The organism is Imperialibacter sp. (genome assembly GCF_048007035.1).
Lineage (GTDB): Bacteria > Bacteroidota > Bacteroidia > Cytophagales > Cyclobacteriaceae > Imperialibacter.
Window position 1 is genome coordinate 2,975,897 of record NZ_CP180355.1, and the last position, 23,743, is coordinate 2,999,639.

At 46.6% G+C, this 23,743-nt stretch carries 18 protein-coding genes; 10 read left to right on the plus strand and 8 right to left on the minus strand.

Annotated elements, in window-relative coordinates; genetic code table 11:
• Positions 1 to 166 precede the first annotated feature (166 nt).
• Both ACMVP2_RS12820 and ACMVP2_RS12825 read left to right on the plus strand, forming a co-directional pair.
• Positions 167 to 2,341 (plus strand): S9 family peptidase, encoded by a 2,175-nt coding sequence (locus tag ACMVP2_RS12820; protein WP_416867974.1) that lies wholly within the window; start codon positions 167 to 169, stop codon positions 2,339 to 2,341.
• A 6-nt stretch (positions 2,342 to 2,347) separates the two neighbouring features.
• Positions 2,348 to 3,244, plus strand: coding sequence for a diacylglycerol kinase family protein (locus ACMVP2_RS12825; RefSeq protein ID WP_339785076.1), 897 nt, complete (start codon positions 2,348 to 2,350; stop codon positions 3,242 to 3,244).
• Here ACMVP2_RS12825 and lgt read toward each other — a convergent pair.
• On the minus strand, positions 3,228 to 4,031 hold the full coding sequence (gene lgt / locus ACMVP2_RS12830) for a prolipoprotein diacylglyceryl transferase (protein WP_339785074.1): 804 nt from the start codon (positions 4,029 to 4,031) through the stop codon (positions 3,228 to 3,230). The two genes, ACMVP2_RS12825 and lgt, sit on opposite strands and share 17 nt — an antisense overlap.
• A gap of 55 nt (positions 4,032 to 4,086) precedes the next feature.
• On the opposite strand from lgt, the gene ACMVP2_RS12835 reads away from it, so the two are divergent.
• The gene (locus ACMVP2_RS12835) at positions 4,087 to 5,763 is read left to right on the plus strand and encodes a L,D-transpeptidase family protein (protein WP_416867975.1); all 1,677 of its coding nucleotides are present in this window, start codon (positions 4,087 to 4,089) and stop codon (positions 5,761 to 5,763) included.
• Here the strand turns inward: ACMVP2_RS12835 and ACMVP2_RS12840 are convergent.
• Positions 5,716 to 6,489: a murein L,D-transpeptidase catalytic domain family protein gene (locus ACMVP2_RS12840; RefSeq protein ID WP_416867976.1), complete on the minus strand. Its 774-nt coding sequence runs from the start codon at positions 6,487 to 6,489 to the stop codon at positions 5,716 to 5,718. The genes ACMVP2_RS12835 and ACMVP2_RS12840 overlap by 48 nt on opposite strands.
• A 173-nt stretch (positions 6,490 to 6,662) precedes the next feature.
• Between ACMVP2_RS12840 and hemB the strand changes: the two genes are divergently transcribed.
• On the plus strand, positions 6,663 to 7,637 hold the full coding sequence (gene hemB, locus ACMVP2_RS12845) for a porphobilinogen synthase (protein WP_416867977.1): 975 nt from the start codon (positions 6,663 to 6,665) through the stop codon (positions 7,635 to 7,637).
• A gap of 84 nt (positions 7,638 to 7,721) precedes the next feature.
• Here the strand turns inward: hemB and ACMVP2_RS12850 are convergent, their stop codons facing one another.
• Positions 7,722 to 8,153 (minus strand): hypothetical protein, encoded by a 432-nt coding sequence (locus ACMVP2_RS12850; protein WP_416867978.1) that lies wholly within the window; start codon positions 8,151 to 8,153, stop codon positions 7,722 to 7,724.
• A 388-nt stretch (positions 8,154 to 8,541) separates the two neighbouring features.
• Between ACMVP2_RS12850 and ACMVP2_RS12855 the strand changes: the two genes are divergently transcribed.
• The 3 genes from ACMVP2_RS12855 (at position 8,542) to ACMVP2_RS12865 (ending at position 16,197) form a co-directional block, all read left to right on the plus strand.
• Positions 8,542 to 9,762 carry a hypothetical protein gene (locus ACMVP2_RS12855; protein ID WP_416867979.1) on the plus strand — a complete coding sequence of 407 codons (1,221 nt, stop codon included), beginning with the start codon at positions 8,542 to 8,544 and terminating at the stop codon, positions 9,760 to 9,762.
• 446 nt (positions 9,763 to 10,208) lie between these two features.
• Positions 10,209 to 14,723 (plus strand): glutamate synthase large subunit, encoded by a 4,515-nt coding sequence (gene gltB / locus ACMVP2_RS12860; RefSeq protein WP_416867980.1) that lies wholly within the window; start codon positions 10,209 to 10,211, stop codon positions 14,721 to 14,723.
• A gap of 4 nt (positions 14,724 to 14,727) precedes the next feature.
• Positions 14,728 to 16,197 (plus strand): glutamate synthase subunit beta, encoded by a 1,470-nt coding sequence (locus ACMVP2_RS12865; RefSeq protein WP_416867981.1) that lies wholly within the window; start codon positions 14,728 to 14,730, stop codon positions 16,195 to 16,197.
• Here the strand turns inward: ACMVP2_RS12865 and ACMVP2_RS12870 are convergent, their stop codons facing one another.
• Positions 16,198 to 16,689, minus strand: a complete 492-nt coding sequence (locus tag ACMVP2_RS12870; protein ID WP_416867982.1) for a PaaI family thioesterase — start codon at positions 16,687 to 16,689, stop codon at positions 16,198 to 16,200. It abuts the gene before it with no gap.
• 18 nt (positions 16,690 to 16,707) lie between these two features.
• Between ACMVP2_RS12870 and ACMVP2_RS12875 the strand changes: the two genes are divergently transcribed.
• Both ACMVP2_RS12875 and ACMVP2_RS12880 read left to right on the plus strand, forming a co-directional pair.
• A complete protein-coding gene (locus tag ACMVP2_RS12875; protein WP_416867983.1) occupies positions 16,708 to 17,649 on the plus strand; it encodes an MBL fold metallo-hydrolase in 942 nt (313 codons plus the stop codon).
• A gap of 70 nt (positions 17,650 to 17,719) precedes the next feature.
• The gene (locus ACMVP2_RS12880; RefSeq protein WP_416867984.1) at positions 17,720 to 18,256 is read left to right on the plus strand and encodes a hypothetical protein; all 537 of its coding nucleotides are present in this window, start codon (positions 17,720 to 17,722) and stop codon (positions 18,254 to 18,256) included.
• Between the two features lie 37 nt (positions 18,257 to 18,293).
• Here ACMVP2_RS12880 and ACMVP2_RS12885 read toward each other — a convergent pair whose 3' ends face one another.
• The 4 genes from ACMVP2_RS12885 to ACMVP2_RS12900 all read right to left on the minus strand — a co-directional run bounded on the left by ACMVP2_RS12885 (position 18,294) and on the right by ACMVP2_RS12900 (position 22,523).
• Complete coding sequence (locus ACMVP2_RS12885; protein WP_350117770.1) at positions 18,294 to 19,241, minus strand: UDP-glucuronic acid decarboxylase family protein; 948 nt, start codon at positions 19,239 to 19,241, stop codon at positions 18,294 to 18,296.
• A 10-nt stretch (positions 19,242 to 19,251) separates the two neighbouring features.
• On the minus strand, positions 19,252 to 19,809 hold the full coding sequence (rfbC, locus tag ACMVP2_RS12890) for a dTDP-4-dehydrorhamnose 3,5-epimerase (protein WP_416867985.1): 558 nt from the start codon (positions 19,807 to 19,809) through the stop codon (positions 19,252 to 19,254).
• Entirely contained in the window at positions 19,806 to 20,666 is an 861-nt protein-coding gene (rfbA, locus tag ACMVP2_RS12895) for a glucose-1-phosphate thymidylyltransferase RfbA (protein WP_416867986.1), read from the minus strand. The genes rfbC and rfbA overlap by 4 nt, the downstream gene beginning before the upstream one ends.
• 189 nt (positions 20,667 to 20,855) lie before the next feature.
• Positions 20,856 to 22,523 carry a hypothetical protein gene (locus ACMVP2_RS12900; protein ID WP_416867987.1) on the minus strand — a complete coding sequence of 556 codons (1,668 nt, stop codon included), beginning with the start codon at positions 22,521 to 22,523 and terminating at the stop codon, positions 20,856 to 20,858.
• Positions 22,524 to 22,654: 131 nt separating this feature from the next.
• Here ACMVP2_RS12900 and ACMVP2_RS12905 point away from each other — a divergent pair, with 131 nt between their 5' ends.
• Complete coding sequence (locus tag ACMVP2_RS12905; protein WP_416867988.1) at positions 22,655 to 23,560, plus strand: putative phage abortive infection protein; 906 nt, start codon at positions 22,655 to 22,657, stop codon at positions 23,558 to 23,560.
• The last annotated feature ends 183 nt before the right edge of the window (positions 23,561 to 23,743 follow it).

A 23,743-nucleotide genomic window follows, 5' to 3' on the forward strand; every position in this document is an offset into this window, starting at 1 on the left:
AAAACTTCGGGAAATAGTTATTTTCGAAGTTCAAAGATGAAATAGCCATAAGGAATACCATACCCGCCGGAAATGAATAAGTGGATCGAGAATCTAAATATTCATTCCCATTGGTAAAAGCTATTCCATGTGGCCGCTGAGAAACAAATTATATACACATGAAAAAATGCATAAGTTAGTCGCAACGCTCTTAATTTTATTCAGCCTGAATACTTCTCTTCTTTCGCAAAGCCAGATCTCTATCGAAGATTTTACCCTGAAAAATACTTTCAACGTCGAGTCGGTCAACAGCGTGAACTGGATGAAGGACGGGCAGTTTTACTCCGCACTGGAGGACAATAAGGTGGTGAAATACGATGTCACTACCGGTCTGGCAGTCGAGGAGCTTGTTGATGGAGGTGCACTTTCCGCTTCTCTAAAAATTGACGACTACACATTCAGTGACGATGAGGCTAAAATATTATTGTTAACTGATCGGCAGTCGGTGTTCAGGAGATCCTACACTGCGGTTTTTTATGTGTATGACATCGCAACGAAGGCTGTTTCAAAACTTTCTGACGGGCGCCAGGCATACGGCACCTTTTCACCCGACGGAACCAAAGTTGCCTTTACCCGTGACAACAATCTGTTTTGGAAGGACATTGCCTCAGGCCAGGAGGTGCAGATAACCAGTGATGGAAAACGCAACGCCATCATCAACGGCAGCACCGACTGGGTGTATGAGGAGGAGTTGTACCTGACAAAGGCTTTTGAATGGTCACCCGACGGTCAGCGAATAGCCTACTACAAGTTTGACGAGTCGTTGGTGAAGGAGTACAACATGCAAGTGTGGCATGAGGGTCAGCTGTATCCGGAGGACTATAGATACAAGTACCCAAAGGCAGGTGAATCAAACTCGGTGGTTAATGTTTTTATTTATGAAGTGGGAGCCAACCGAAACGTTAAGGCCGACATCGGCAGCGAGACAGATATTTATATCCCCAGAATCAAGTGGCTGAAGGATGGAAAAACCCTTTCGATTCAGCGACTGAACCGCCTTCAAAACCAATTGGATATTTTGCACACTGACGCCTCCACCGGGAAGTCGACAATCATACTCACCGATAAGTCGGAGACTTATATTGATTTCACCTTCTGTGACGACCTCACCTACCTGGAGGATGGCAAAACATTTTTGTTTTCCTCCGAAAAAAGTGGCTTCAAACACTTTTACCTGTATAGCCTGAGTGGTGAGCTGGTTCGGCAGATTACTAATGGCCCATGGGAAGCAGTGTCGCTCGCCGGCGTTGACCAAAGCACCAAAACCCCAGTATTGTTCTATACTTCTACTGAAGAGTCGCCGATGGAAAGAGCCCTTTACAGAATAGATGTAAAAGGGAAAAACAAGGCGAAGTTGAGCCTGGACAAAGGATGGAACAGAGTGGTAATGAGCACCGATACCCGTTTTTATATTAATTACTTCACCAGTGCCACGCAGCCACAGAAAGTTACTTTGCATCAAAGCAAAGGCAACAAATTAGTAAAAGTATTGAAGGACAATGCTGCACTGGCGAAAGCTACTAACGACTACGGCTTTGTGGATAAAGAGTTTTTCAGTTTCACCACTTCGCAGGGAACCGACTTGAATGGCTATTTTCTGAAGCCCGCTGGTTTCGACCCTAATAAAAAGTATCCGGTATTGCTATATCAATACAGCGGGCCTGGCTCTCAAAACGTAACCAACGCCTGGGGCGGTGGCCACTTTTTTTGGCACCAAATGCTGACTCAAAAGGGCTATATCGTGGCGGTGGTCGATACCCGGGGAACAGGGGGGCGTGGCGAACAGTTTAAGAAGCTGACTTACAAGCAGCTTGGCAAGTATGAAACGGAGGATCACATAGAAGCGGCCCATTATTTTAGGAAACTGCCATTTGTCGACGTATCCCGCATCGGTATTTGGGGTTGGAGCTACGGAGGGTACATGAGCTCACTGGTGTTGTTCAAAGGAGCCGATCTCTTCAAGGCGGCCATTGCGGTGGCACCTGTGACCACATGGCGATTTTACGACACCATTTATACTGAACGCTACCTCATGCGCCCACAGGACAACGCCGGTGGATATGATGACAACTCCCCCATTACTCATGCCGATAAGCTAAAAGGCAATTTCTTGCTTATCCATGGGACGGGCGATGACAATGTTCACTTTCAAAACTCGGTAGCACTGCAGGACGCACTTATTAGGGAGGGAAAGCAGTTTGAGTCCTTTTATTACCCCGACAAAACACATGGTATTTCTGGTGGTAAGTACCGCTATCATTTGTACACCATGATAACGAATTTCATTATTGACAACTTATAGCCGACTATGCCGAGAAAACTCCTGTTAATGGTAAACCCGGCCGCCGGGTATGGCAAAGGTGCCAAAATTGTTGGAGAGGTAGAGAAGTTCCTGCGAACGAACGATCTGGTCTACGAATCTTTCTTTACCAAGAAAGGCCAGAATGCAAAGGCAATCGTGAAGAAGAGATTAGACGAAAGCTTTACCGACCTTTTGGTTATCGGGGGAGACGGAACACTTAACGATGCTATAAACGGAATTGGCGACAATAAGCAGGTGGTGGTCAATGTAATTTCCACCGGCACCGGCAACGATTTTATTAAGTCGGTAGACGTTGGGAGCAACCTCCTTCAGCAGCTGGATACCCTTCTTCACGGGGTAGAGAAAACCATCGATTTGGGCGTTTGCAACGAACGGTTGTTTCACAATGGGGTTGGAATTGGGTTCGATGGTCAGATTGTAGCTGACATGAAGCAAAAGAAAAAGCCGCTGCTTCTTTGGGGTTACGGCGCCTACCTGTACAGGGTGCTCAGAATCTTAAGTTCCTATCAGGAGAAGCAGCTGTCATTCAGTATCGATGGAAAAAAATACACCAAAAAAGTCCTTCTGCTCACAGTGGCCAATGGAACCACTTTTGGCGGCGGATTTGTGCTAACTCCTGATGCTAAAGTGGATGACGGTTTGCTGGACGTGTGCCTTATTGAAAGAATTCTCCCCTGGAACAGGTTCCTTAGCCTGAGCAAGCTTGGAGCCGGAAGACACGGCAAACTAGAGGAAGTAAGCTTCTTTAAAGCCAGTCACGTAAGCATAGAGGCCGACAAAAAGCAATGGATGCATATCGACGGCGAGCTATTGGGCCACCCCCCTTTTGAAATCAACATTAATAAGAAGGCATTAAAAGTGAGAGTCAGGGCTTCTGTTTGACGATAGGCTTTTGTTTTTTGGAGAACCGGTAGTAGAAAATACCTACCAGAGAAATCAGGATAAGAGAGATGAGCTGAGAATGTGAGAGTACATTTTCAATAATGAACCCTCTTCGGATATCACCCCTGAATATTTCTGTAACCGACCGACCGACAGCGTACATCATGATATACAGAAAAAACAGCTGTCCCTCAAACCTTTTGTGCCGTTTGAACATTAGCAGCACCACCAGAATCGAGAGGATGAGGAAAATCTCATAAAGCTGTGTTGGGTGCAGGGGTGTATTAAGTGGTTTGGCTTGTGAAAGGGTGTCGGAAAAGGTAATGCCCCACGGCATATCAGTTGGCTTACCGTAGCAGCAGCCAGCGAAAAAGCAACCCATTCTGCCGCAAACATGAACGATGCAGCCTGTAACGGCTACTAAATCCATCATTGGCCAAAACGGTAACTTATGCTTTCTGAAATACCAAATGACGGTTGGAATGGCAAAAATGAGTGAACCGTAGAAAACGAAACCCGTCCGAAAGTTTTTTAACATATTGGCCGGTTCGCCAAAATAGTAGGCGGGTGATTCGAAATAATAAAACAATTTCCCCCCTACAAATGCGGCAATGATTACCCATCTTGCGAGTCCTTGAATGACATCTGACTCGATCCCCAGTTCCCGTTTGGCGGTTTTTGCTGCGTAAAAATAGCCCAATGTTGCTCCAAGAGCGATCAACAAACCGTAAAAGTGGATGGTGACCGGCTTTCCAAAAAGCTCGAATGAAATGAATTCTGGGTGCATTTATTGCGTTTATTATCGTATATTAAAGAGGTACTCGTTTTACAAATCTATCAAAATGCTCGTTCGTAACGCTTTCTTTTTCGTTTTCCTAAGCTTTCTTTTCTTAGCTCCCAAGATATCCGCTCACGATTTCACCAATGATGAGTTGGCTGAAGCCATCCGCTTGCGATTGGAAACAGCCCAGGCATATGGCCAAATGAGGCTTGGTGACGAGCCCGTTTTTTGTATCAACACCTTGCCTGAGTTTTATGTAAGCAGAGATTTTCAGCCACTTTGGATAACAACCAGGGACAAATACCGAAAAGCAAAGGAGATGCTGAGCATCATAGGCGATGCGGAAGAAGAAGGGCTGGCGCCCGACGATTACCATTACGCTAACATACTGAAGTCTCTTAATCACTCCATCCGGCATGACTCAGTCGGTCGTTTTGAGCTTATTAAATTAGAGCTTTTGCTTTCAGATGCTTTCTTTTTGTACGCTTCTCACCTTTACTATGGCAAGTTGAACCCGGAGACTGCCGATCCCGAGTGGAAAGCAAAGCGAAAAACCGATAGCTTCGACTTTGCAGGTTATTTAACCGAGGCGGTGGAGTCCGGCAAGCTAAGAGAGTACACACAAATGCTAGCCCCCAGGCTGCCAGAGTACACAGTACTCAAGTCTTTTCTCGACTACTACCTTGAAGTAGTGGCAAAGGGGGGCTTTCCAAACGTGCCTGCGGGTGATAAGCTTCAAAGGGGAGATAGCAGTGAGCGAGTGGTGGCCATTAAGAGACGACTTTACATGGGATCGAATGTAGAGATTAAAGATGGCAACATGTCGCCTTTTTTCGATGACGATCTGGAAGTGGCCCTAAAGATATTTCAACGCCGAAATGGATTGGGGGCAGATGGTGTGGCTGGCGTAAAAACCGTGGAATTACTTAATGTGCCTGCCGAGAAACGAATCCAGGACATAAAGATCAACATGGAGCGGCTCAGATGGTTGCCCGAAGATCTTGGCGAACGCTACATACTTGTCAACCTTGGAAGCTTTGAACTTGAGATATTCGACAAGGCTTCCAGGACGTATGACTCGGAAGTGATCATTGGTAAAACGTACAGAAAGACTCCGATTTTTAGCAGCAAAATGACGTATCTGGTACTTAACCCCACCTGGACAGTGCCGCCCACCATTCTTAAAGCCGACATTTTGCCCGAGGCAAGGAAGGATCCGTCAGTGATCACAAGAAAGGGCTTGAAAGTGCTGAGGAGTGATGGAACTGAGGTTGCACTGGCAGATGTAGACTGGCCAAATGTTTCTTCAACCAACTTCCCCTATATGCTACGTCAGCCCCCGGGGCCCACAAATGCATTGGGCGACGTGAAGTTTATGTTTCCTAATCCCTATAGCGTTTACATACATGACACACCGAGTCGGGAAATGTTCAACAAAAGCGAAAGAGCGTTCAGCTCCGGGTGTATCAGGTTGAAAAACCCATTGAACATGGCTGCCTACCTTTTAGCAGGCACTAAGTATACCAGAGAGGAGATTGGAAAAATCGTGCAAACGAGGGTAGAAACTACCATCACCTTGCCGAAACCACTTGACGTACACATACTCTATCTCACAGCGTGGGTAAGCGAAAGTAACAGTCTTCGCTTTGGGGTGGACATATACGAACGTGATGCTAGGATAGCCAAAGGCCTATCGGGAACTCCCGAGAGCGGCAGCAGTGTTGGCAGCAGGCTCTGATGTCAATTTTTGAACCTGGGCAACCAAATTGGTTGGTTGAATCAATTTGCTTTTGGAGAGATAGTTCTTGTCAGGGTAGAATATAAAAAGACAAGTGCCGTCTTTGATGGTGTTGATCACTTCTTTGTGAACAGCCATGGGCACAGAAGGGCAACCAAAGCTTCGGCCCAATCGACCATGCATTTTTACAAAGTCTTTGCTTACATAGTCAGCGCCGTGAAGCACAATCGCTCTTTCTCTCGCTTTGTCATTGAAGCCTTTTTCCTGCCCGTCTAAACGGAGCGAAAGCCCGTGCTTGCCTATGTAAGTTTGTGCTGTGGTGTAGAAGCCAAGGCTGCTTGTGTTAGAGTTGGGAACATTAGAAAATGACTCTGCGTAGAGGTTTCCTGTATTTCTTCCATGTGCAACAAGGGTATGATACAGCACGCTTCTCGCTTTCAGATCAACTATCCAAAGTCTTTTTTGGTTGGAAGGCTTTCGGAAGTCAATAATAGTGACAATATCTGCCTGGCCAATACGATCACTGTCTTTGAGATTGAAATAACCTGTGACTGCAAGTTTGAAAAGTCCAAAATCCGGTAGTGGCTCCTCCTTAGCAAACGACTGGTAGTACAATAGAAGCTGACGATCCGGAGAAAAGTCGGCTGACTCATCCTCCAGACTCTTTTCCTGAGCAAAAGCTACTCCGGACGCAACGAACAAAAGTGCAATGAAAATTCTCGTCATAAAGGCCACCATTACGAAACAAATGTATATAACGGAATGGTTCACAGGGGTTTGATGTAAGAATATTTTTATTGTGTAATAATCTATGCCGACGAGTAGCCGCACCAATATCTTTCTTGTTTCTGGCGACTTACCTTTTTGGCCTGTTATATTTGTAAAAATATTGATGGACGATGCTTTCAAGAAGACCAAGAAGAAACAGGAAATCGGCGGTAATTAGGGAAATGGTGGAGGAAACAAGGCTTTCTACAAAAGACTTTATCTTTCCACTTTTTGTCATAGAGGGGGCCAGGAAAAGAGTGGAGGTAAAGTCTATGCCTGGAATTTTCCGGTTTTCGTTGGATGTTCTTTTGAAGGAAATTGAGGAATGCCTGATGTTAGGTATTCGCACATTTGCGATTTTTCCAGCCATCGACGACTCAAAGAAGGATAAGTACGCCACCGAAAGTGTCAATGGTGAAGGGCTTTACCTCAGGGCGCTGAGCGATATTAAAAAGAGATTTCCTGAGGCTTGCCTCATGACTGACGTTGCTATGGATCCTTACAGCAGCGACGGACACGACGGATTGGTAAAAGATGGACAAATTGTAAACGACGAAACCCTCGAGATACTCGGAAAAATGGCCGTGGCTCAAGCTGGCACCGGAGCAGACATTATCGGCCCCTCCGACATGATGGATGGCCGAGTTGGCTACATAAGAGAGATGCTGGATGACGCAGGACATACCAATACGTCTATCCTTGCCTACACAGCCAAGTATGCAAGCGCCTTTTACGGCCCGTTCAGAGATGCGCTTGACTCGGCTCCAAAATCTGGAGACAAAAAGACTTATCAGATGGATACGGCTAACCGGAACGAGGCCCTCATTGAAGCCGAACTGGACTATAATGAGGGAGCTGATATATTGATGGTGAAGCCTGCACTGGCTTACCTCGACGTAATCAGGCTGTTGAAAGATAATTTTCCATTGCCTATAGCGGCATATAATGTAAGCGGAGAGTACGCCATGATTAAAGCCGCAGCTCAAAATGGGTGGCTTGATGGGGAGAAGGCGATGGTTGAATCCCTTTTGAGTATCAAAAGAGCAGGTGCCAGCATCATACTGAGCTATTTTGCCAGGGAGTTTGCTCAGCTTCAAAAGCAGTAGGCCTAAAGCGGTGAACAGAATAAAAAAAGCACCGGATAATTTACCCGGCGCTTTCCCGTAAGAGGATTCTACTACTTGTTATCTTTAAGGGTAGATGATGTTTCTCACCACCCATACTTTACTTTCTAGTTCACGTCCGTCGAAATCTTCTATTTCGCTTCTACCCTTACCTAACGCTTTCAGGTAGGTGTTCATTGCCTTTACAGGCAGGTCATTTTTCAGGTAATAGTCACCCAACACTGTCAGATTGTACACCGACTCATTGAGATCGAGTGACATTGAAAGCCAGTCGTAGGCTTCCTTCAGGTTTTTGTCAATCACAATGCACCTTTCAGCTGCTTTTGCCAGTGTTTTCCAATCATGGTAGGCCGACTCCTCAACCATTTCCCTGGCCTTTAGCACTGCCCTGCTTTCATTTTTCTCTTTTGGGCCTGCTGCCCAAACTGAATTTGTCATTCCAATTAGTGACAGGCTCATAACGCCAGCCACCAGTGTCCTTTTTACTGAGTTTCTCATAGCACGAAAATTTAAGTGTTTAATAGTCACACATTAGTTTCCGATTGATTATGCTATTCAGATCCTCTTACAAATCTTCACTAAAGACGATTATTCTCCTTCGGGGTTGCGTCAATACTTCACTTTATTTCGCCCCCATTATAAAAAACATGCCTTGTGCAGGTTGCCTTTGGAGAATTATCTACGGTTGGGCACTCTCTGTTGGTTGCTGTATATACGATGCACATCAGTATTTGTTGGTTGCATAGTGTTAAAAAAAGTTAAAATCCTTTTCATTCGACGTTACACCAATCCTTCACAATTCCCCCTTGCTATTGTTGGCTATATCTTTGGTACCCGATAACTTGTGAAAAGTTACACCTTCCATCATTGATTTTTAATTAAGCTAATGGTAACAGACTGGAAATTTTTTTTGGTTGAACATGGCGTCGACCCTGACTACGGATTTTTGTTGACTCCGTTTCCTGAAGTAAGCCTTTCGTCCTATTTTGCTCCCTGGGACCAGGCAGCACTCCATTTGCCCGAGTGGATAGAAAACGGCAGCGTAGCCGAAGAGGCAGGCAAATTACCATTCAAAGATCCAGGCAGAATAAGCAGCAAAGGCGAAATGGAAAGGGCCATGCTGGTGCTTTCGTTTTTGGGAAGTGCCATCGTCCATACCTCTGCCGATGCTTCGCCATTGATCCCCAGAAACATCTCCGTTCCATGGCGATACATCGCCACTCGCTTAGGGAGGCCGCCCGTATTGTCGCATGCATCCGCTGTGCTGGCTAATTGGAAAAGAACGGGAAATATGGGCGTGGTATCATTAGGTAACATTGAGCCCCTGGTAACATTCACCAGAACTGAAGATGAGAAGTGGTTTTATATGGTGACCGTGGAGATTGAGTCACAGGCCGCTGAAGCCATTGCTGCCGTTGCGCTCGCATTGGAATACACCACCACCAGAAACTCTGAGAACATTTTACAGCAGTTGAAAGTAGTCAGGAACGCAGTGAGGATGATGACTACTACGCTGAAGAGAATGAAAGAGAAGTGCGATCCTTCAGTTTTCTACTCCGGCATAAGACCTTTCCTCAGCTCTTTCAAAGATGTTAGATATGACCTTGGAGGGAGAACAGTAACAGAGAGCTGGCATGGCGGGAGTGCTGCTCAAAGCGCTGTCTTACAGTTTTTGGACGCAGGAATGGGGATTGAACATACGGAGCCCAAGTCTTCGGCATACATGAAAGAGATGCTTAATTATATGCCCCCGCAACATGCCACAATTGTGAGAAAGCTAAAACAGGGATCACCTCTTAAAGACTATTGTAGTTCGGAATCGACATTACAGTTCTTTTACGATAAGGCTGTAGAGACAATCCATGACTTTAGGACAGAGCATTTCAAAATAGCCCATGAGTATATAATTGCGCAGGCAAAAGCTGAAGAAGGGGTAATTGGCACTGGGGGAACCGAGTTATCATCGTTTCTGAAATCGATGAGAGACGACACAAAAAAAAAGGTGACTAAATTAATCACCCTTTTCACGCTTAAACAACACCCTAATTTATTTATGGCAAATCCTTACATAAATGTCATGAAGAATTCTTTTCTGCTTCAAATATGACCCAAAGTTTTCTAAAAAAATGCAAATGAGAAAGTTTTAGGTCTTTTTTTTGCCCTCTAAAATGAAAATTTACACAATTATGAATTTTTAAGGTTAAAATTCTGTCCGCTGTGAGTATTTTCATAAAAAGAGCTACATTCTTGACGATTTTTCAAAAAGCACGAAAAGAGCCCCAAATGCATCTTTTAATTGCAAAGTGAAGCTTGCTGATTTTTAATAATTTTTCGTGTTTGTTGCGAATCATTCAAGAAATTCCGTATTTTCATATTACCGTGATAATTAAATTGTGAATTTCACAACAAAATTGGTTGCTTCGCCTCTCATTTTGACAAATTCATAAAAACGGCTTCGCATTAACCCCAAGATGATAATTAGCCTTTTTCCAAAAAGGCACAGCTATTTGCTTTTTGCAAAATGCATCTTGTACGTTTTTAGACATCCTAAGTATGGAAGAATTGAAAAAACAACGTGAGGGCTTGTACTGCCCGGAGCTCGAACACGACAATTGTGGTATGGGCTTTCTTGCCAACTACAATGGCCATAAATCAAATGAGATCATTACTGGTGCCATATCCATGCTTGAAAACATGGAGCACAGGGGTGCTACAGGCGCTGAGCCTGACACCGGAGATGGGGCTGGTATTCAATTTCAGGTACCCTATGAGTTTTTTGAAGCAGAGGCGCTGGCTTCGGGGGTCAAACTTCCGGCCCCGGGTAAATATGGCGTGGTTACGCTCTTTCTTCCGAAAGACCAAAGGGGAAGAGAAGATACTATTAGTCAACTGAAACAGATAGCTGCTGAAAGGGAATTTAATATCGTTTTCCGCAGAAAGATACCCACCGACAATAGCAAAATAGGCCTGTCGGCCCGCCAAACAGAGCCTGACATGTACCACTACTTTTTGGTGCCGAAAGAGCCTTTGGAAGACTCAATGGTATTGGAAAGGAAATTATACGTTTTCAAAAACCAGGCCACTCATTTCATTTCCAAATCACATCCCGACTTCTACATAGCCTCGTGCTCTGCTTTTAAAGTGGTTTACAAAGGCCAGTTGCGCACGGATCAATTACGGTTTTACTACACAGACCTAAGGGACAAAAGGCTGACTTCCGCCTTTGCGATGATTCATTCCCGGTTTTCTACCAATACTTTCCCCAAATGGAAGCTGGCGCAGCCCTTTCGTTTTCTGGCACACAATGGCGAAATCAACACCATACGAGGGAATGTGAATAAGATGAAGTCGAAGCAAGCGCTGATGGAATCTTCGTTGTTTACCAAAGAGGAGATGCGCTCGTTGCTGCCCATCTGTGATTCAGCCGATTCAGATTCTGCCAATCTGGATGCCATGGTGGAGCTTTTGGTGCTTTCCGGAAGGAGCATACAGCATGCAATGATGATGCTTATTCCTGAAGCCTGGCAAAACAATCCTCTGATGGATGAGGACAGAAAGGCGTTCTATAAGTTCCATGCGTCGATGATGGAGCCCTGGGATGGCCCTGCGGCAGTTTGTTTTACCGATGGTTTGAGAATAGGCGCAACGCTCGACAGAAATGGACTAAGACCAGCCCGCTACACGGTAACCAGCGACGGCCTTATCATTTTGGCGTCGGAAGTGGGTGTTTACCCTGTCGACCCTTCCAAGATTATTTCCAATGGAAGGTTGCAACCGGGCAAAATGGTGATGGTAGACTTAGTGCAAAAAAAGGTAATGTTTGATGAAGAGATCAAACAGAAAATCTTTGATAAGCAGCCCTATTCCGAGTGGATCAAAGGCAATAGAACGAAGCTCAGGCTATTGCCAGAGCCAAAGGAGTTACATCCGTCGTTTGAGGCCGATCAATTGAAAACAAGGCAGTTGGCGTTTGGGTACTCCAACGAAGACGTGAGAACCATCCTTAAACCGATGGTGGAAGATGGAAAAGAGCCACTTGGATCCATGGGCACCGACACGCCCATTGCGGTCTTGTCTAACCAACCTCAGCACCTTTCATTCTATTTTAAGCAATTGTTTGCTCAGGTAAGTAACCCACCAATCGACCCCATCAGGGAACGGCTGGTGATGTCACTGTTTACCAGGGTGGGTACCTCAAAGAATATTTTGGCTGAAACGCCGGAGCATTGCAGGCAGATACACATTTCGCAGCCCGTTCTGGACAAATCAAACTTTGAAAAGCTCCTTCAGTGGGATCACAAGCACTATAACTACAAGATTATAAATATCTTGTTCAACGCAGACGGCAAGGCAGGCAGGCTTGAAGAAGGCATCAACGAAATTTGCAAAGAGGCCGAAAAGGCCATTGCTGAAGGTTCCAATATTCTGGTGCTGAGTGACAGAAACCTTAGCAAGAACAGAGCCGCCATACCGTCGCTATTGGCGCTGGGGGCGGTTCAGAACCACCTTGTAAAGAACAAAATACGCACCAAGGCAAGTCTGATTGTGGAATGTGGCGACGCCCTGGAAGTGCATCATTTTGCAACACTTGTCGGGTTTGGCGCCAGCGCTATTTACCCTTACATGGCGCTTGATACTATTGCTGAGTTGGTGAAAAGTGAAAAGCTTGATAAACCCTTAAGCTTTCAGGAGGCGAACGCCAAGTTCATCAAAGCCATAGGTGATGGAATTTTGAAGGTAATGTCGAAAATGGGCATCTCCACCCTTCAGTCTTACCAGGGGGCTCAAATTTTCGAAATACTTGGGCTTTCCAGTGCTGTGGTAAACAAATGCTTCTACGGAACCATATCCAGAATTGAGGGCCTTGGCTTCGACGGCATTGCCCGGGAAACCCTGGCTAAGCATAAACTGGCATTTACTGAGTCAAATCAAACCAAGCGACTTCCTGAAGGAGGAATTTACCAGTGGAAACGCCGGGGAGAAGTTCATTTGTTCAATCCCGACACAATCCATCTGCTCCAGAAGTCGACCAAACTCAAGTCGTACGACTTATATAAGAAGTATGCTGAGAAGATCAATAAGCAAGAAGAAAAAGCCATCACGCTTAGAAGTTTGCTAGAATTTAAGGCTGGCAAAGCTATTCCTATTGAAGAGGTGGAGCCCAAGGAGGAAATCTTCAAAAGGTTTGCTACAGGGGCTATGTCATTTGGCTCTATCTCTTTTGAAGCCCACACCACATTGGCCATTGCTATGAACCGGATTGGTGGCAAGAGCAATAGTGGAGAAGGTGGCGAAGATCCAATCCGCTACGAGCGAAAGCCAAATGGGGACTACATGAGGTCGGCTATCAAGCAGGTGGCCTCTGGCAGGTTTGGTGTGTCGTCTTACTACCTCAGCAATGCCGACGAGCTTCAGATCAAAGTAGCTCAAGGCGCAAAGCCAGGAGAGGGTGGCCAGCTGCCGGGTCACAAAGTAGATGAGTGGATTGGACGTGTAAGAAACTCTACACCGGGTGTTGGTCTTATTTCACCTCCCCCGCATCACGATATTTACTCAATTGAAGATTTAGCGCAGCTTATCCACGACCTTAAAAATGCTAATCGGGAAGCAAGAATCAACGTGAAGCTTGTTTCAGAGGCAGGGGTTGGAACTGTTGCAGCTGGCGTGGCAAAGGCATTTTCCGACGCCATTCTTATATCTGGTTATGACGGCGGCACCGGAGCTTCTCCAATAAGCTCGATCAGACATGCAGGCTTGCCCTGGGAACTTGGTTTAGCCGAAGCACATCAAACCCTTGTAAAAAACAGGCTGCGCTCAAGAGTAGTATTACAAACCGACGGGCAGCTGAGGACAGGAAGAGATATCGCCATAGCTACAATGCTGGGTGCTGAGGAGTGGGGCGTTTCTACGGCCGCTTTGATCACCATGGGCTGTATTATGATGAGAAAGTGTCATCTGAACACCTGTCCTGTTGGCGTGGCAACTCAGAACCCGGATTTGAGAGCACTCTTCACCGGTAACCCTGAAGAAGTGATTGCCTTGTTTACCTATATGGCTGAAGAGCTTAGGGAGATAATGGCTTCGTTAGGCTTCAGAACAATCAACGAGATGGTCGGTCGTGCTGACATGCTTCAGGTGAAAGACAAGCTGCCTGGCTGGAAGGCCGCTACTATTGATTTGAGCCCTGTATTGAAATATGCTGAGCCCGCTCAGGGAGAAACCGCTTACAACTCAATTGCACAAAAGCATAAGCTAAACGAGGCTCTGGATTGGAAGCTTTTAAAAATTGCTCAGCCTTCCCTCGACACCGGCCAGTTCTCTTCAGGTAAGTTGAAAATAGTGAATATCAACCGGTCAGTAGGAGCGCTTATCTCGAATGAAATTTCGAAGAAATACAACGAAGAAGGGCTTCCGGAAGGCACTATCAGAATTAACTTCAGGGGGTCAGCCGGCCAGAGCTTTGGCGCTTTTGGAGCATCAGGGCTGAAATTTGTTCTTGAAGGCGAGGCCAACGACTACTTTGGCAAGGGCCTTTCAGGTAGCCAGCTGATAGTCTTCCCCGACAGGCGAACAAAGTTTGTGCATGACCAGCAGATCATAATAGGCAACGTGGCCCTTTACGGCGCTATTACGGGAGAAGCATATATAAATGGCATGGCTGGCGAGCGGTTTGCCGTCAGAAACTCTGGCGCTAACGCCGTTGTGGAGGGCGTGGGCGATCATGGCTGCGAGTACATGACTGGGGGTAGAGTTGTAATACTCGGTCCTACAGGAAAGAACTTTGCTGCCGGAATGAGTGGAGGTATTGCTTATGTTTATTCTCCGGGAGAAGAATTTGAGCAGTTGTGCAACATGGAAATGGTGCTATTCGATTCGATAGATCATCAGGACGTTTCCACAATTAAAACACTTGTGACAAATCATGTGAAGTTCACGGGAAGCAAAAAGGCTGAAATGATTTTGTCAGAGTGGGACAGGCATATTGGTAAGTTTATCAAAGTGATGCCAAAAGAGTACAAGGAAGTTTTGGCCAATGCCAATAAGCGTAGAATCCGTCAAGCAGTTTAAGATCATGGGGAAAGTAACAGGTTTTTTAGAATACGATAGGGAGCTGCCACACGCAAAGCCCCCCAAACAGCGCATCAACGAGTATAAAGAAATATACGACGAGTTCGCTGATGAGAAGACAGAGGAACAGGCGGCTCGTTGTATGAGCTGCGGCGTACCTTTTTGCCATACCGGATGCCCGTTAGGGAATAACATACCAGAGTTCAACGATGCAGTATACCAGCAGGATTGGGAGCTGGCCGCCGAGATACTTGGCAGCACCAATAACTTTCCTGAATTCACCGGACGGATATGCCCCGCCCCCTGCGAAGGGTCGTGCGTGTTGGGGATAAATAAGCCCGCAGTGGCTATTGAGCATATTGAGAAGTCAATTGCTGAGAAAGCGTTCGAATTGGGTCTGATTAAGCCTAACCCACCAAAGACAAGAACCGGCAAAACGGTTGCTATTGTTGGTTCGGGGCCAGCAGGCCTGGCAGCGGCGGCTCAGCTAAATAAGGCTGGCCATACTGTAACCGTGTATGAAAGAGCGGCCTGCCCTGGCGGACTTTTGCGTTATGGCATTCCCGACTTTAAGCTCGAAAAGTGGGTTGTGGAGCGCCGTGTGGAGGTGATGAAGGCTGAGGGAATTGAGTTTAAATGTGGAGTGAACGTAGGGGTTGATATTACCGCCAAGGAACTACAGTCAAAGTATGACAGCATCTTGCTGGCGGGTGGTTCCACCATTCCGAGAGATATTCCGATTCCCGGAAGAGACTTGAAAGGGGTGCATTTTGCCATGGAATTCCTGACACAACAAAACAAGGAAGTATCGGATGAAAAAATTGACGAGAAGAGGATCATGGCCACCGACAAAAATGTGATGGTGATTGGCGGCGGTGACACCGGTTCCGACTGCGTGGGAACATCCAACAGGCACAGGGCCAAGTCCGTTACTCAGCTTGAGTTGCTTCCTCAGCCGCCAAAGTCGAGAGCCATCGATAACCCCTGGCCAGAGTGGCCAATGACATTGCGGACGTCGTCGTCGCATGAAGAGGGCTGTGAGAGAGACTGGGCTGTGCTAACCAAGGAATTTGTGGGTGATAAGGACGGCAACCTGGCAGGTGTGAAGTGTGTGAATATCGAATGGAAGGCGGCGAAATCTGGAGAAAGGGCCGGTTTTGTGGAGATCAAAGACACCGAAAGAATAATCCCCTGCGAACTGGCTTTGCTGGCGGTAGGCTTTGTGGGCCCGGAGAAGGAAGGATTAGTTGACCAACTGAAAGTTTCCCTTGACGAAAGGGGAAATGTGGCGGCCACGGATTACAAAACATCTTTAGAGAATGTTTTTGCGGCGGGTGACTTGCGCAGAGGCCAGTCCCTTGTTGTTTGGGCAATTTCTGAAGGCCGTGAGGCAGCGAGAGCCATAGACATTCACCTGATGGGCGCCAGCGGTCTGGAAGCCAAGGACGCTTCGCATATTTCAGAGCTTATATAACTATTTGAAAGCATTTTCGGCAGGAGGCTGACTGCTGTCATACACCCGTATGGCAACAACGTCGGCCTCCGCTGTTTTTAACCCGTTCACAAACACCTCGCAGTAGAACACCGTTTTTCTATTCTTCACTTCGCTTACCCGGGCTCTCAGCTCTATCGTTTGGTCGTTGGGAGTTGGCTTCAGGTAGCGAACGTTCAAAGTGCCGGTGGCATATCTGTATTCAGGCATAGAATCCAGCGGCCTTCCTTCCAGTTTGTAGGCATGCGCCATGGCCGAGCCCATACAGTGACAGTCAATAAGGGTAGCTAAAATACCACCATTCAACAGGTTGGGCCAGCCGTGGTACTTTTCTTCCGAGACCCATTTGCATACCGCCTCCTCACCCTCCCAGTAACTCTTTATTTGCAACCCATTGGGATTGTGTATACCACATCCAAAGCAAACATTCTCGGGCATAAAGTCCTGAAAGTACTCAGGTAGCTGATTTTCCATTTTCCAATCGTTAATTTAGTGGCGAAGTTATTAATTTCATTGAACCCCGGTGCTGTTATGCTTGATGTTAAAATATTGGACCTTCACTTTCTTGGTCTCGAGAAAACTATTTCGTCGTTCTTAATCAAAACAAGCGAAGGCCCGATCTTGATCGAAACAGGCCCCCATTCTTCTATTCAATCATTGGAAAAAGGGCTGAAGGAAAATGGAGTGGAGCCGGAGGACGTCAAACATGTTTTTCTGACCCACATTCATCTTGACCATGCGGGAGCCGCCTGGTATTTTGCCCAAAAGGGTGCGAGCGTCTATGTTCATCCATTCGGAGTAAAGCATTTGGCTGATCCTTCGAAGCTGATGGAGTCGGCAAGGCGCATCTATCAGGATAAAATGGATTACCTGTGGGGGCAAATGCACAGCATTGACGAAAGCCAGCTAGTGGCGGTAAACGATGAACAAACCATCGAAATAGGTGGAGTTGCGATCAAAGCGTTGCATACGCCGGGGCATGCTGTTCACCATATTGCCTGGCAAATAAATGACATCCTCTTTTCCGGCGATGTGGCAGGCGTAAAAATTGAAAATGGGCCGGTGGTGCCTCCTTGCCCGCCTCCCGACATCAACGTTGAAAACTGGAAAGGCTCCATTGAGCGAATAAAGGCCGCCGGGGTTTCGCAGCTCTATCTTACTCATTTTGGAGTGATAAAAGATGTTGACAAACATCTCGATGACCTGGAATCAGTACTGGATGAGTGGGCGTTTTGGATCAAGCACCAGATGGAAAAGGGAACAGACGCAGAGTCCATGACTCCGATGTTCCAGGGCTTTGTGGCAGATGGTTTGAGAGCTCAGGGCCTGACTGACAGGCAAATCGAGCAATATGAAGCGGCCAATCCTGCATGGATGAGTGTGGCCGGACTAATGCGTTATTGGACTAAAAGAAAGTCAGCTGAACAAGCTTAGAAGAAAATAAGGCGAAAAACTGTACCTTTATCAAAGTTCAGTGCGTGAAAGTCAATTTTTTAATCATTCTATGGCTAATACTAGTTTACCATTCGATCTTCAAAAGCTTGTTGCCAGGCACGGATACATCTATGAAGATTTAAACTCTATCCAGGTATTCAGAAGCAAAGCCAGCTTTTCCAAATATGCGAACCTGGCCCTTATCTTTCTCGGCATTTTCCTGCTGATAGGGGGCCTCTTTTCTTCCATATTCTTCCTTTTGGGTTTTGGAGTTCTTATAATTCCACTGATCAAGTACGTCCAAAGAAAGAGGTTTGTATTTGACTTTAAGAAGGGAACGTTCGAACTCAAAGGTTCAATTTTTGGGGGAAAGAATATTTACCCTTTCAGAGAGATTACGGCGATTGAAGTGAACTACGAGGTTTCCGAAGGGGACGTATCCGCCTTTTCCAATAATCAGAAGCAACACAACTACCGCATATACCTCAGGGCAAACAACAACAAGGAGCATGAACTCTTCTTTATCTCAGAAAAGGAGTTTAATCCCATTGACAGCGTGGCCGCTTTGAGGTATACGATATCTAACTGGATAAAGCCTGGCCCCTAATCCTGGCGAAAGTAGTTTGGAACGCAGAACAAAGTGCCTATTTCAGCACCTTGTTCTTAAAGTATTCTAATGTTGGTTTCAACCCTTCAGCCCTGGAGAATTTGGGCTCCCACCCGAGAATTTCTCTGGCTTTGGTTGTATCGGGCTTCCGTTGCTTCGGATCATCCGTTGGTAAGGGCTTGAAAATAAGCTTTTGATTAGCATTGGTCAGCTTGATAATCTCTTCCCCAAATTGCTTGATAGTGATTTCGTCAGGGTTGCCGATATTCACGGGGTGCGGATAGTCGCTTAACAGTAGCCTGTAAATACCCTCAACCAGATCGTCTACATAGCAGAAAGACCGGGTTTGCGAGCCATCGCCAAAACAGGTGAGGTCTTCACCCCTTAATGCCTGTGAAATGAAGGCTGGCAACACCCTGCCATCGTCTAGTCGCATCCTGGGCCCGTAGGTATTAAATATCCTTATGATGCGTGTCTCAAGCCCGTGAAACGTATGGTAAGCCATCGTAATGGCCTCCTGAAAACGTTTGGCTTCATCGTAAACCCCTCTCGGCCCCACGGGGTTGACATTGCCCCAGTAGTCTTCCGTTTGAGGGTGCACCAATGGATCGCCATAAACCTCCGATGTGGAGGCTATCAGGATTCTGGCATTTTTTGCTTTGGCAAGGCCAAGCAAATTGTGCGTGCCAAGTGAGCCTACCTTAAGGGTTTGGATAGGCATTTTAAGGTAGTCGATCGGGCTTGCTGGTGAAGCAAAGTGAAGAATATAGTCCAAATCGCCCGGAACATGGACAAATTTCGAGACATCGTGATGATAAAATACAAAGTCTTCCCTTTTAAAAAGATGCTCTATATTGTCGAGAGAGCCGGTGATGAGATTGTCCATAGCAATTACATCGTAGCCTTCCTTTAGAAACCTGTCGCACAAGTGAGAACCAAGGAATCCTGCACCGCCAGTAATCAATACTTTCTTTTTCTTTGCCATTTTAGCTGAATTAAAATTTGAACTTACCTGCGGCATCTGCAAGCGATCCGAGGGCTTTGTCTTTCTCTGAAAGAATCAGCGACAATTTATCAAGCTTCCAATCGATGTTTAATGAATTATCGTCGAATCGTATGCCATCGTCGAAGTTTGGCGCATATGGCCGGTCGACGCAATAGAAAAACTCAGCGGTATCGGAAAGGATAACAAAGCCATGGGCAAAGCCTCTGGGCACAAATAGCTGTTTTTTGTCCTCGGCGCTCATCTCGATACTAAAGTGTTGCTGGTAAGTCGGAGAGCCTTCTCTCAAATCGACTACTACATCTAGTATAGTTCCCGAGAGTACCCGAACCAATTTAGCCTGTGTATAAGGTTCTCTTTGGAAGTGAAGTCCTCGCAGAACTCCTTTCGATGATTTTGACTGATTGTGTTGTACGAAATCGGCCTTAATACCCGTTGCTTTTTCGAAATTGGCTGCACTGAAGCTTTCGAAAAAGTAGCCTCTTTCATCCTCAAATACCTTGGGCTGAATAACAAACAAGCCTGGAAATCGGGTTTCTTCGATAATCATTTAATAAGGTTTAATAGGTAGCCACCATAACCGCTCTTCACCAAATGATTGGCGAGTTTTGCTAGCTGCTCTTTCCCAATAAATTTCATTTTGTATGCGACTTCTTCAATACAGCCAATTTTCAATCCTTGCCTTTCTTCTATTACCTGAACAAACTGTCCGGCTTGCATCAATGAAACGATGGTGCCCGTGTCGAGCCAGGCAGTACCCCTGTCGAGAATGCCGACAGATAATTTCCCCTGCGATAGATATATTTTGTTTACATCAGTGATCTCAAGCTCCCCTCTGGGGCTGGGCTTCAGCTCTTTGGCTATTTTCACCACGCTATTGTCGTAGAAATAGAGACCGGGTACAGCAAAATTTGACTTAGGTTTCAATGGCTTTTCTTCAATCGACATAGCCGTGAGGTTCTCATCAAATTCGACCACGCCATAACGTTCGGGGTCTGTTACGTGGTAGGCGAAAATGACACCACCGTCCGGGTCGCTCTTGCTTTGTAACAGCTTGGCCATACCCGATCCGTAAAAAATATTATCCCCCAGCACAAGCGCCACCTTATCGTTACCAATAAATGACTCTCCGATAATAAAGGCCTGAGCCAGACCCTCTGGTTTTTCCTGAACGGCATACGAAAATTCACACCCCAGGTTTTTGCCATCTCCCAGAAGGCTTTTAAATAAAGGAAGATCGTGAGGAGTGGATATGATAAGTATTTCTCTGATCCCGGAAAGCATCAAAGTGCTTAATGGATAGTAGATCATTGGTTTATCGTACACAGGCAAAATTTGCTTGCTGACTGCGATGGTAAGTGGGTGAAGACGAGTGCCAGACCCACCTGCTAGAATAATACCTTTCATTTTATCTTGAAGACATTGTGGCATGCAAATTAGCAATACCTGTTAAAAAAATCGCTGAGATGCTGTTTTGTTATATTCTTTTGATGAAAAATAGTGCGCATTGCTATCATTTACCTTCCGACTTATTGTTTTTGAGAAAATCCTTCGGAATACCTTTTAGGTCTCGTTCCATGGTTTCAGGGCTAATGGTTAATTACTGGTTAGCTGCAACCTAAACAGATTGACTCCCTTTTTCAATGAAACGTTGACACCATCGCTTAGCTGCTTGCCGGAAAATACCTTTTCGTCAGGATTTTCTAAGTTGGCCCATGTGTATTGCATACTTTCGTTAGCGGTGAACCACTCCGGAAACTGATTGATCCGGGGCCAATCCCACGGCATGTGCATATTGGCCTGGTGTCTGGCCACGTCGAACTTAACGATTCCCTCCCAGTCTGCCTCAACAGCCACACTGATCAGCAAGTCCTCTCCGATTCTTACTACCCCAGGTTGTATGTCGGCTCGCCAGGGAGCCACTGTCATGCCCTGAGTTTTCCATAAACAATACATAATGGTAGTTCTGGCAAAATTACCGTCACCGTGCCAACCTTCAATCACGCCGGATGAGCGCCATTCTTCGGTGTTGGCCCTGTGGCTGGAGTCCTGCATCGACCACATCACCAGCATCTCGCTATCTACCCAGCCGGGTACGCTGCTTACAGGCTCACGGTTGTAAAGGTTCAGCGCCCCTTCAATGGCGTCGGCGTAGCCATCAGCTGAGCCTGTTTCCCAGTCAAAATTGCGGTAGCTACCGCTCAGTGCATTAAGCGCCTTCAGTGTGGCCTCCCGGTAGGCGGCCGTAGAGTCGATCTGATAAACTGTGTAGAAGCCATTGAGATTATACCCGAAGTTATCCGCCGTGCCCGCCGACAAGACTTCTCCAGTTTGAGGATTGACGGAATTATAAAAAAGTCCGTCATCATTTCTCCCCACTTCCAGTATTCTGTCGAGCATTTCGTGCATGTGGGGCTGGTAGACTTTCTTTTTTGCCGGATCGGCAGCATTCACCGTGGCATACAGCTCACAGAGGCCAGATACGATTTCACAGCCATGGTCACGCAACCTGAGCGATTCAAAATTTCTTGTAGGGTGGTGCTCGCCAAGCAGGTAGTAGTCACCCATCCGAATCGCCCAGTCCAGATACTTTTGATCGCCCGTCATCCAGTACACTCTGGCCAATACCTGGAACATCTCCCCGTTCACCTCCACATTGTTGGAGACAATGTTGCCATAGGGCGTTTTCACTGGCGCATGTTTCCACATATCGTCGAGAATGCCGATCATTCGCTCTGACCACGGGCTGGCTCCCAGCCACTCCGTAAGTGGCAATAGTCCATCTTTGATATATTCAGACGAGCCAAACATGATGCTGTTCAAATCTGGCTCCGGTTTGTCAAAGCCTTGTTTGGAGAATGAGTAAGTATCAGGCAGGCGGTCGATGCGGGAGGTGAGCCGTGTTTCCGTGCGGAGCATGTCTAGCATTCGGCCTCTGAACTGCGCCTCGTTCGTTAAAGCCGCCGTTAGCACCATAAAAGGATAGTTGTCGGCAGCGGCATCCCAGGCATTCCAGATGTCTTTGCTTTCGTAGAGGTTGCGGGGGATAAGCCCCGTGGTGGAGTCGGCATGGGCCAGCCAGTCGGTCACGAACTTCCGGCACCTTTCGAGGCCCTCGTTCACCAGTTGGCCGTTGATAGCCGCCTGCTTCAAGGCCAGGCTGTCGGCGCTGGTGAGCACCGGGTTGTTTACTGACGGTTGTGAGCAGGAAAAAAGGAGAGTAGTTGCAATCAAGAGAAGCAGGTGGGATTGTAGGTTTTTCATATGATTGAAGATAATGAAAAATCCGAATCGGGAGTCCAGGTATTTACGTTCCATCGGCATATCATTCCAAAAATTAACCCATTCCATCGCTGCTATTCCTTATCTTAGACAACTGAAACCTATCCGGCTATATGAGTAAACCTAATCCTACCAGGCGTTCGTTTTTCGTCACTTTTCTGGGTGCCAGTGCTGCCCTGGCCGTTTTGGCGGGTTTTGGCATAATTTACTATGTGTTCAACAATGTAAAGAACCTCAACCTGGCAGTGGAAGGGGATATCACCACCCTTAGCATGCTGGGTGAATTTATTGGAGGCTCCGTGGGCACCATGTGGTCCCTGGCAGGTGTCATCTTTTTTTACCTGGCCTTGATTTATCAGCGCCGGGAGCTTGAACTCCAGAGGGAAGAGCTGCTGGAGTCACGCAAGATCATGGACAAGCAGTCGAAAACACTGCAAACCCAGCAGTTTGAAAACACGTTTTTCCAGCTCCTCGAATTTCACCTCAATGCCGCCAAGCGCATCGAAACCCAGGACGGCGCCAACGGCTTCGACAAAATGTATGTCGACTTCAAGAAGGCCCTGACTGCCACCAAACGAAAAAGAAAAACCACGGGCAGCTCACAAAACCTCGACTCTCAGTCGTTCGAAACCAGCTTCCGCCTGGTGTACGACAGCTACCGAAACACACTCTCCCACTACATGGAAAGCTACAAGGCCCTGCTATTTCTGGTAGATGAAAAAAGCAGTGACCCTGTTTTCTATGTCAACATCATCAAGCCTCACCTCACCGAGCAGGAAGTGCTCATGCAGTTTTACTACCTGCTGCTGTATGACAAGAATGAGAGATTCAAAACAGTAGTAGAAAGCTATGGCCTGTTCCAGCGCCTCAACGTCCGGGCTGTGCATGCCATCGACAAGCTGCATTTGGAGGAGCTCAAGGAAACGGCTTATCAGGCAACACCGAAGACGAGGCCGGACGACTCCGGGAAGGACGAAGAACCAAAGAAAAGGAAGAAGCTGTTTTTCAAAACCGAATAGAATGAACAGAGGCTATTTCTTATCAAAAGCCGTACACTCTGCCTTCATCACCCAGGCGAAGAAGTCGCTCTTTTGCCATTGAGCTTCCTGGTTTTTTCGGTAAAAGCCCTCATCACCTTTGATGCCTATAAGTGTAGGCGCTTCAGACGGAGGCGTTGCGGGCGTAAAATCTCAGGCTTATGA

Coding starts and splice junctions, on each gene's coding strand:
- ACMVP2_RS12820 (WP_416867974.1), top strand. CDS start 167: ATGCATAAGTTAGTCGCAACGCTCTTAATTTTATTCAGCCTGAATACT.
- ACMVP2_RS12825 (WP_339785076.1), top strand. CDS start 2,348: ATGCCGAGAAAACTCCTGTTAATGGTAAACCCGGCCGCCGGGTATGGC.
- lgt (WP_339785074.1), bottom strand. CDS start 4,031: ATGCACCCAGAATTCATTTCATTCGAGCTTTTTGGAAAGCCGGTCACC.
- ACMVP2_RS12835 (WP_416867975.1), top strand. CDS start 4,087: ATGCTCGTTCGTAACGCTTTCTTTTTCGTTTTCCTAAGCTTTCTTTTC.
- ACMVP2_RS12840 (WP_416867976.1), bottom strand. CDS start 6,489: ATGACGAGAATTTTCATTGCACTTTTGTTCGTTGCGTCCGGAGTAGCT.
- hemB (WP_416867977.1), top strand. CDS start 6,663: ATGCTTTCAAGAAGACCAAGAAGAAACAGGAAATCGGCGGTAATTAGG.
- ACMVP2_RS12850 (WP_416867978.1), bottom strand. CDS start 8,153: ATGAGAAACTCAGTAAAAAGGACACTGGTGGCTGGCGTTATGAGCCTG.
- ACMVP2_RS12855 (WP_416867979.1), top strand. CDS start 8,542: ATGGTAACAGACTGGAAATTTTTTTTGGTTGAACATGGCGTCGACCCT.
- gltB (WP_416867980.1), top strand. CDS start 10,209: ATGGAAGAATTGAAAAAACAACGTGAGGGCTTGTACTGCCCGGAGCTC.
- ACMVP2_RS12865 (WP_416867981.1), top strand. CDS start 14,728: ATGGGGAAAGTAACAGGTTTTTTAGAATACGATAGGGAGCTGCCACAC.
- ACMVP2_RS12870 (WP_416867982.1), bottom strand. CDS start 16,689: ATGGAAAATCAGCTACCTGAGTACTTTCAGGACTTTATGCCCGAGAAT.
- ACMVP2_RS12880 (WP_416867984.1), top strand. CDS start 17,720: ATGGCTAATACTAGTTTACCATTCGATCTTCAAAAGCTTGTTGCCAGG.
- ACMVP2_RS12885 (WP_350117770.1), bottom strand. CDS start 19,241: ATGGCAAAGAAAAAGAAAGTATTGATTACTGGCGGTGCAGGATTCCTT.
- rfbC (WP_416867985.1), bottom strand. CDS start 19,809: ATGATTATCGAAGAAACCCGATTTCCAGGCTTGTTTGTTATTCAGCCC.
- rfbA (WP_416867986.1), bottom strand. CDS start 20,666: ATGAAAGGTATTATTCTAGCAGGTGGGTCTGGCACTCGTCTTCACCCA.
- ACMVP2_RS12900 (WP_416867987.1), bottom strand. CDS start 22,523: ATGAAAAACCTACAATCCCACCTGCTTCTCTTGATTGCAACTACTCTC.
- ACMVP2_RS12905 (WP_416867988.1), top strand. CDS start 22,655: ATGAGTAAACCTAATCCTACCAGGCGTTCGTTTTTCGTCACTTTTCTG.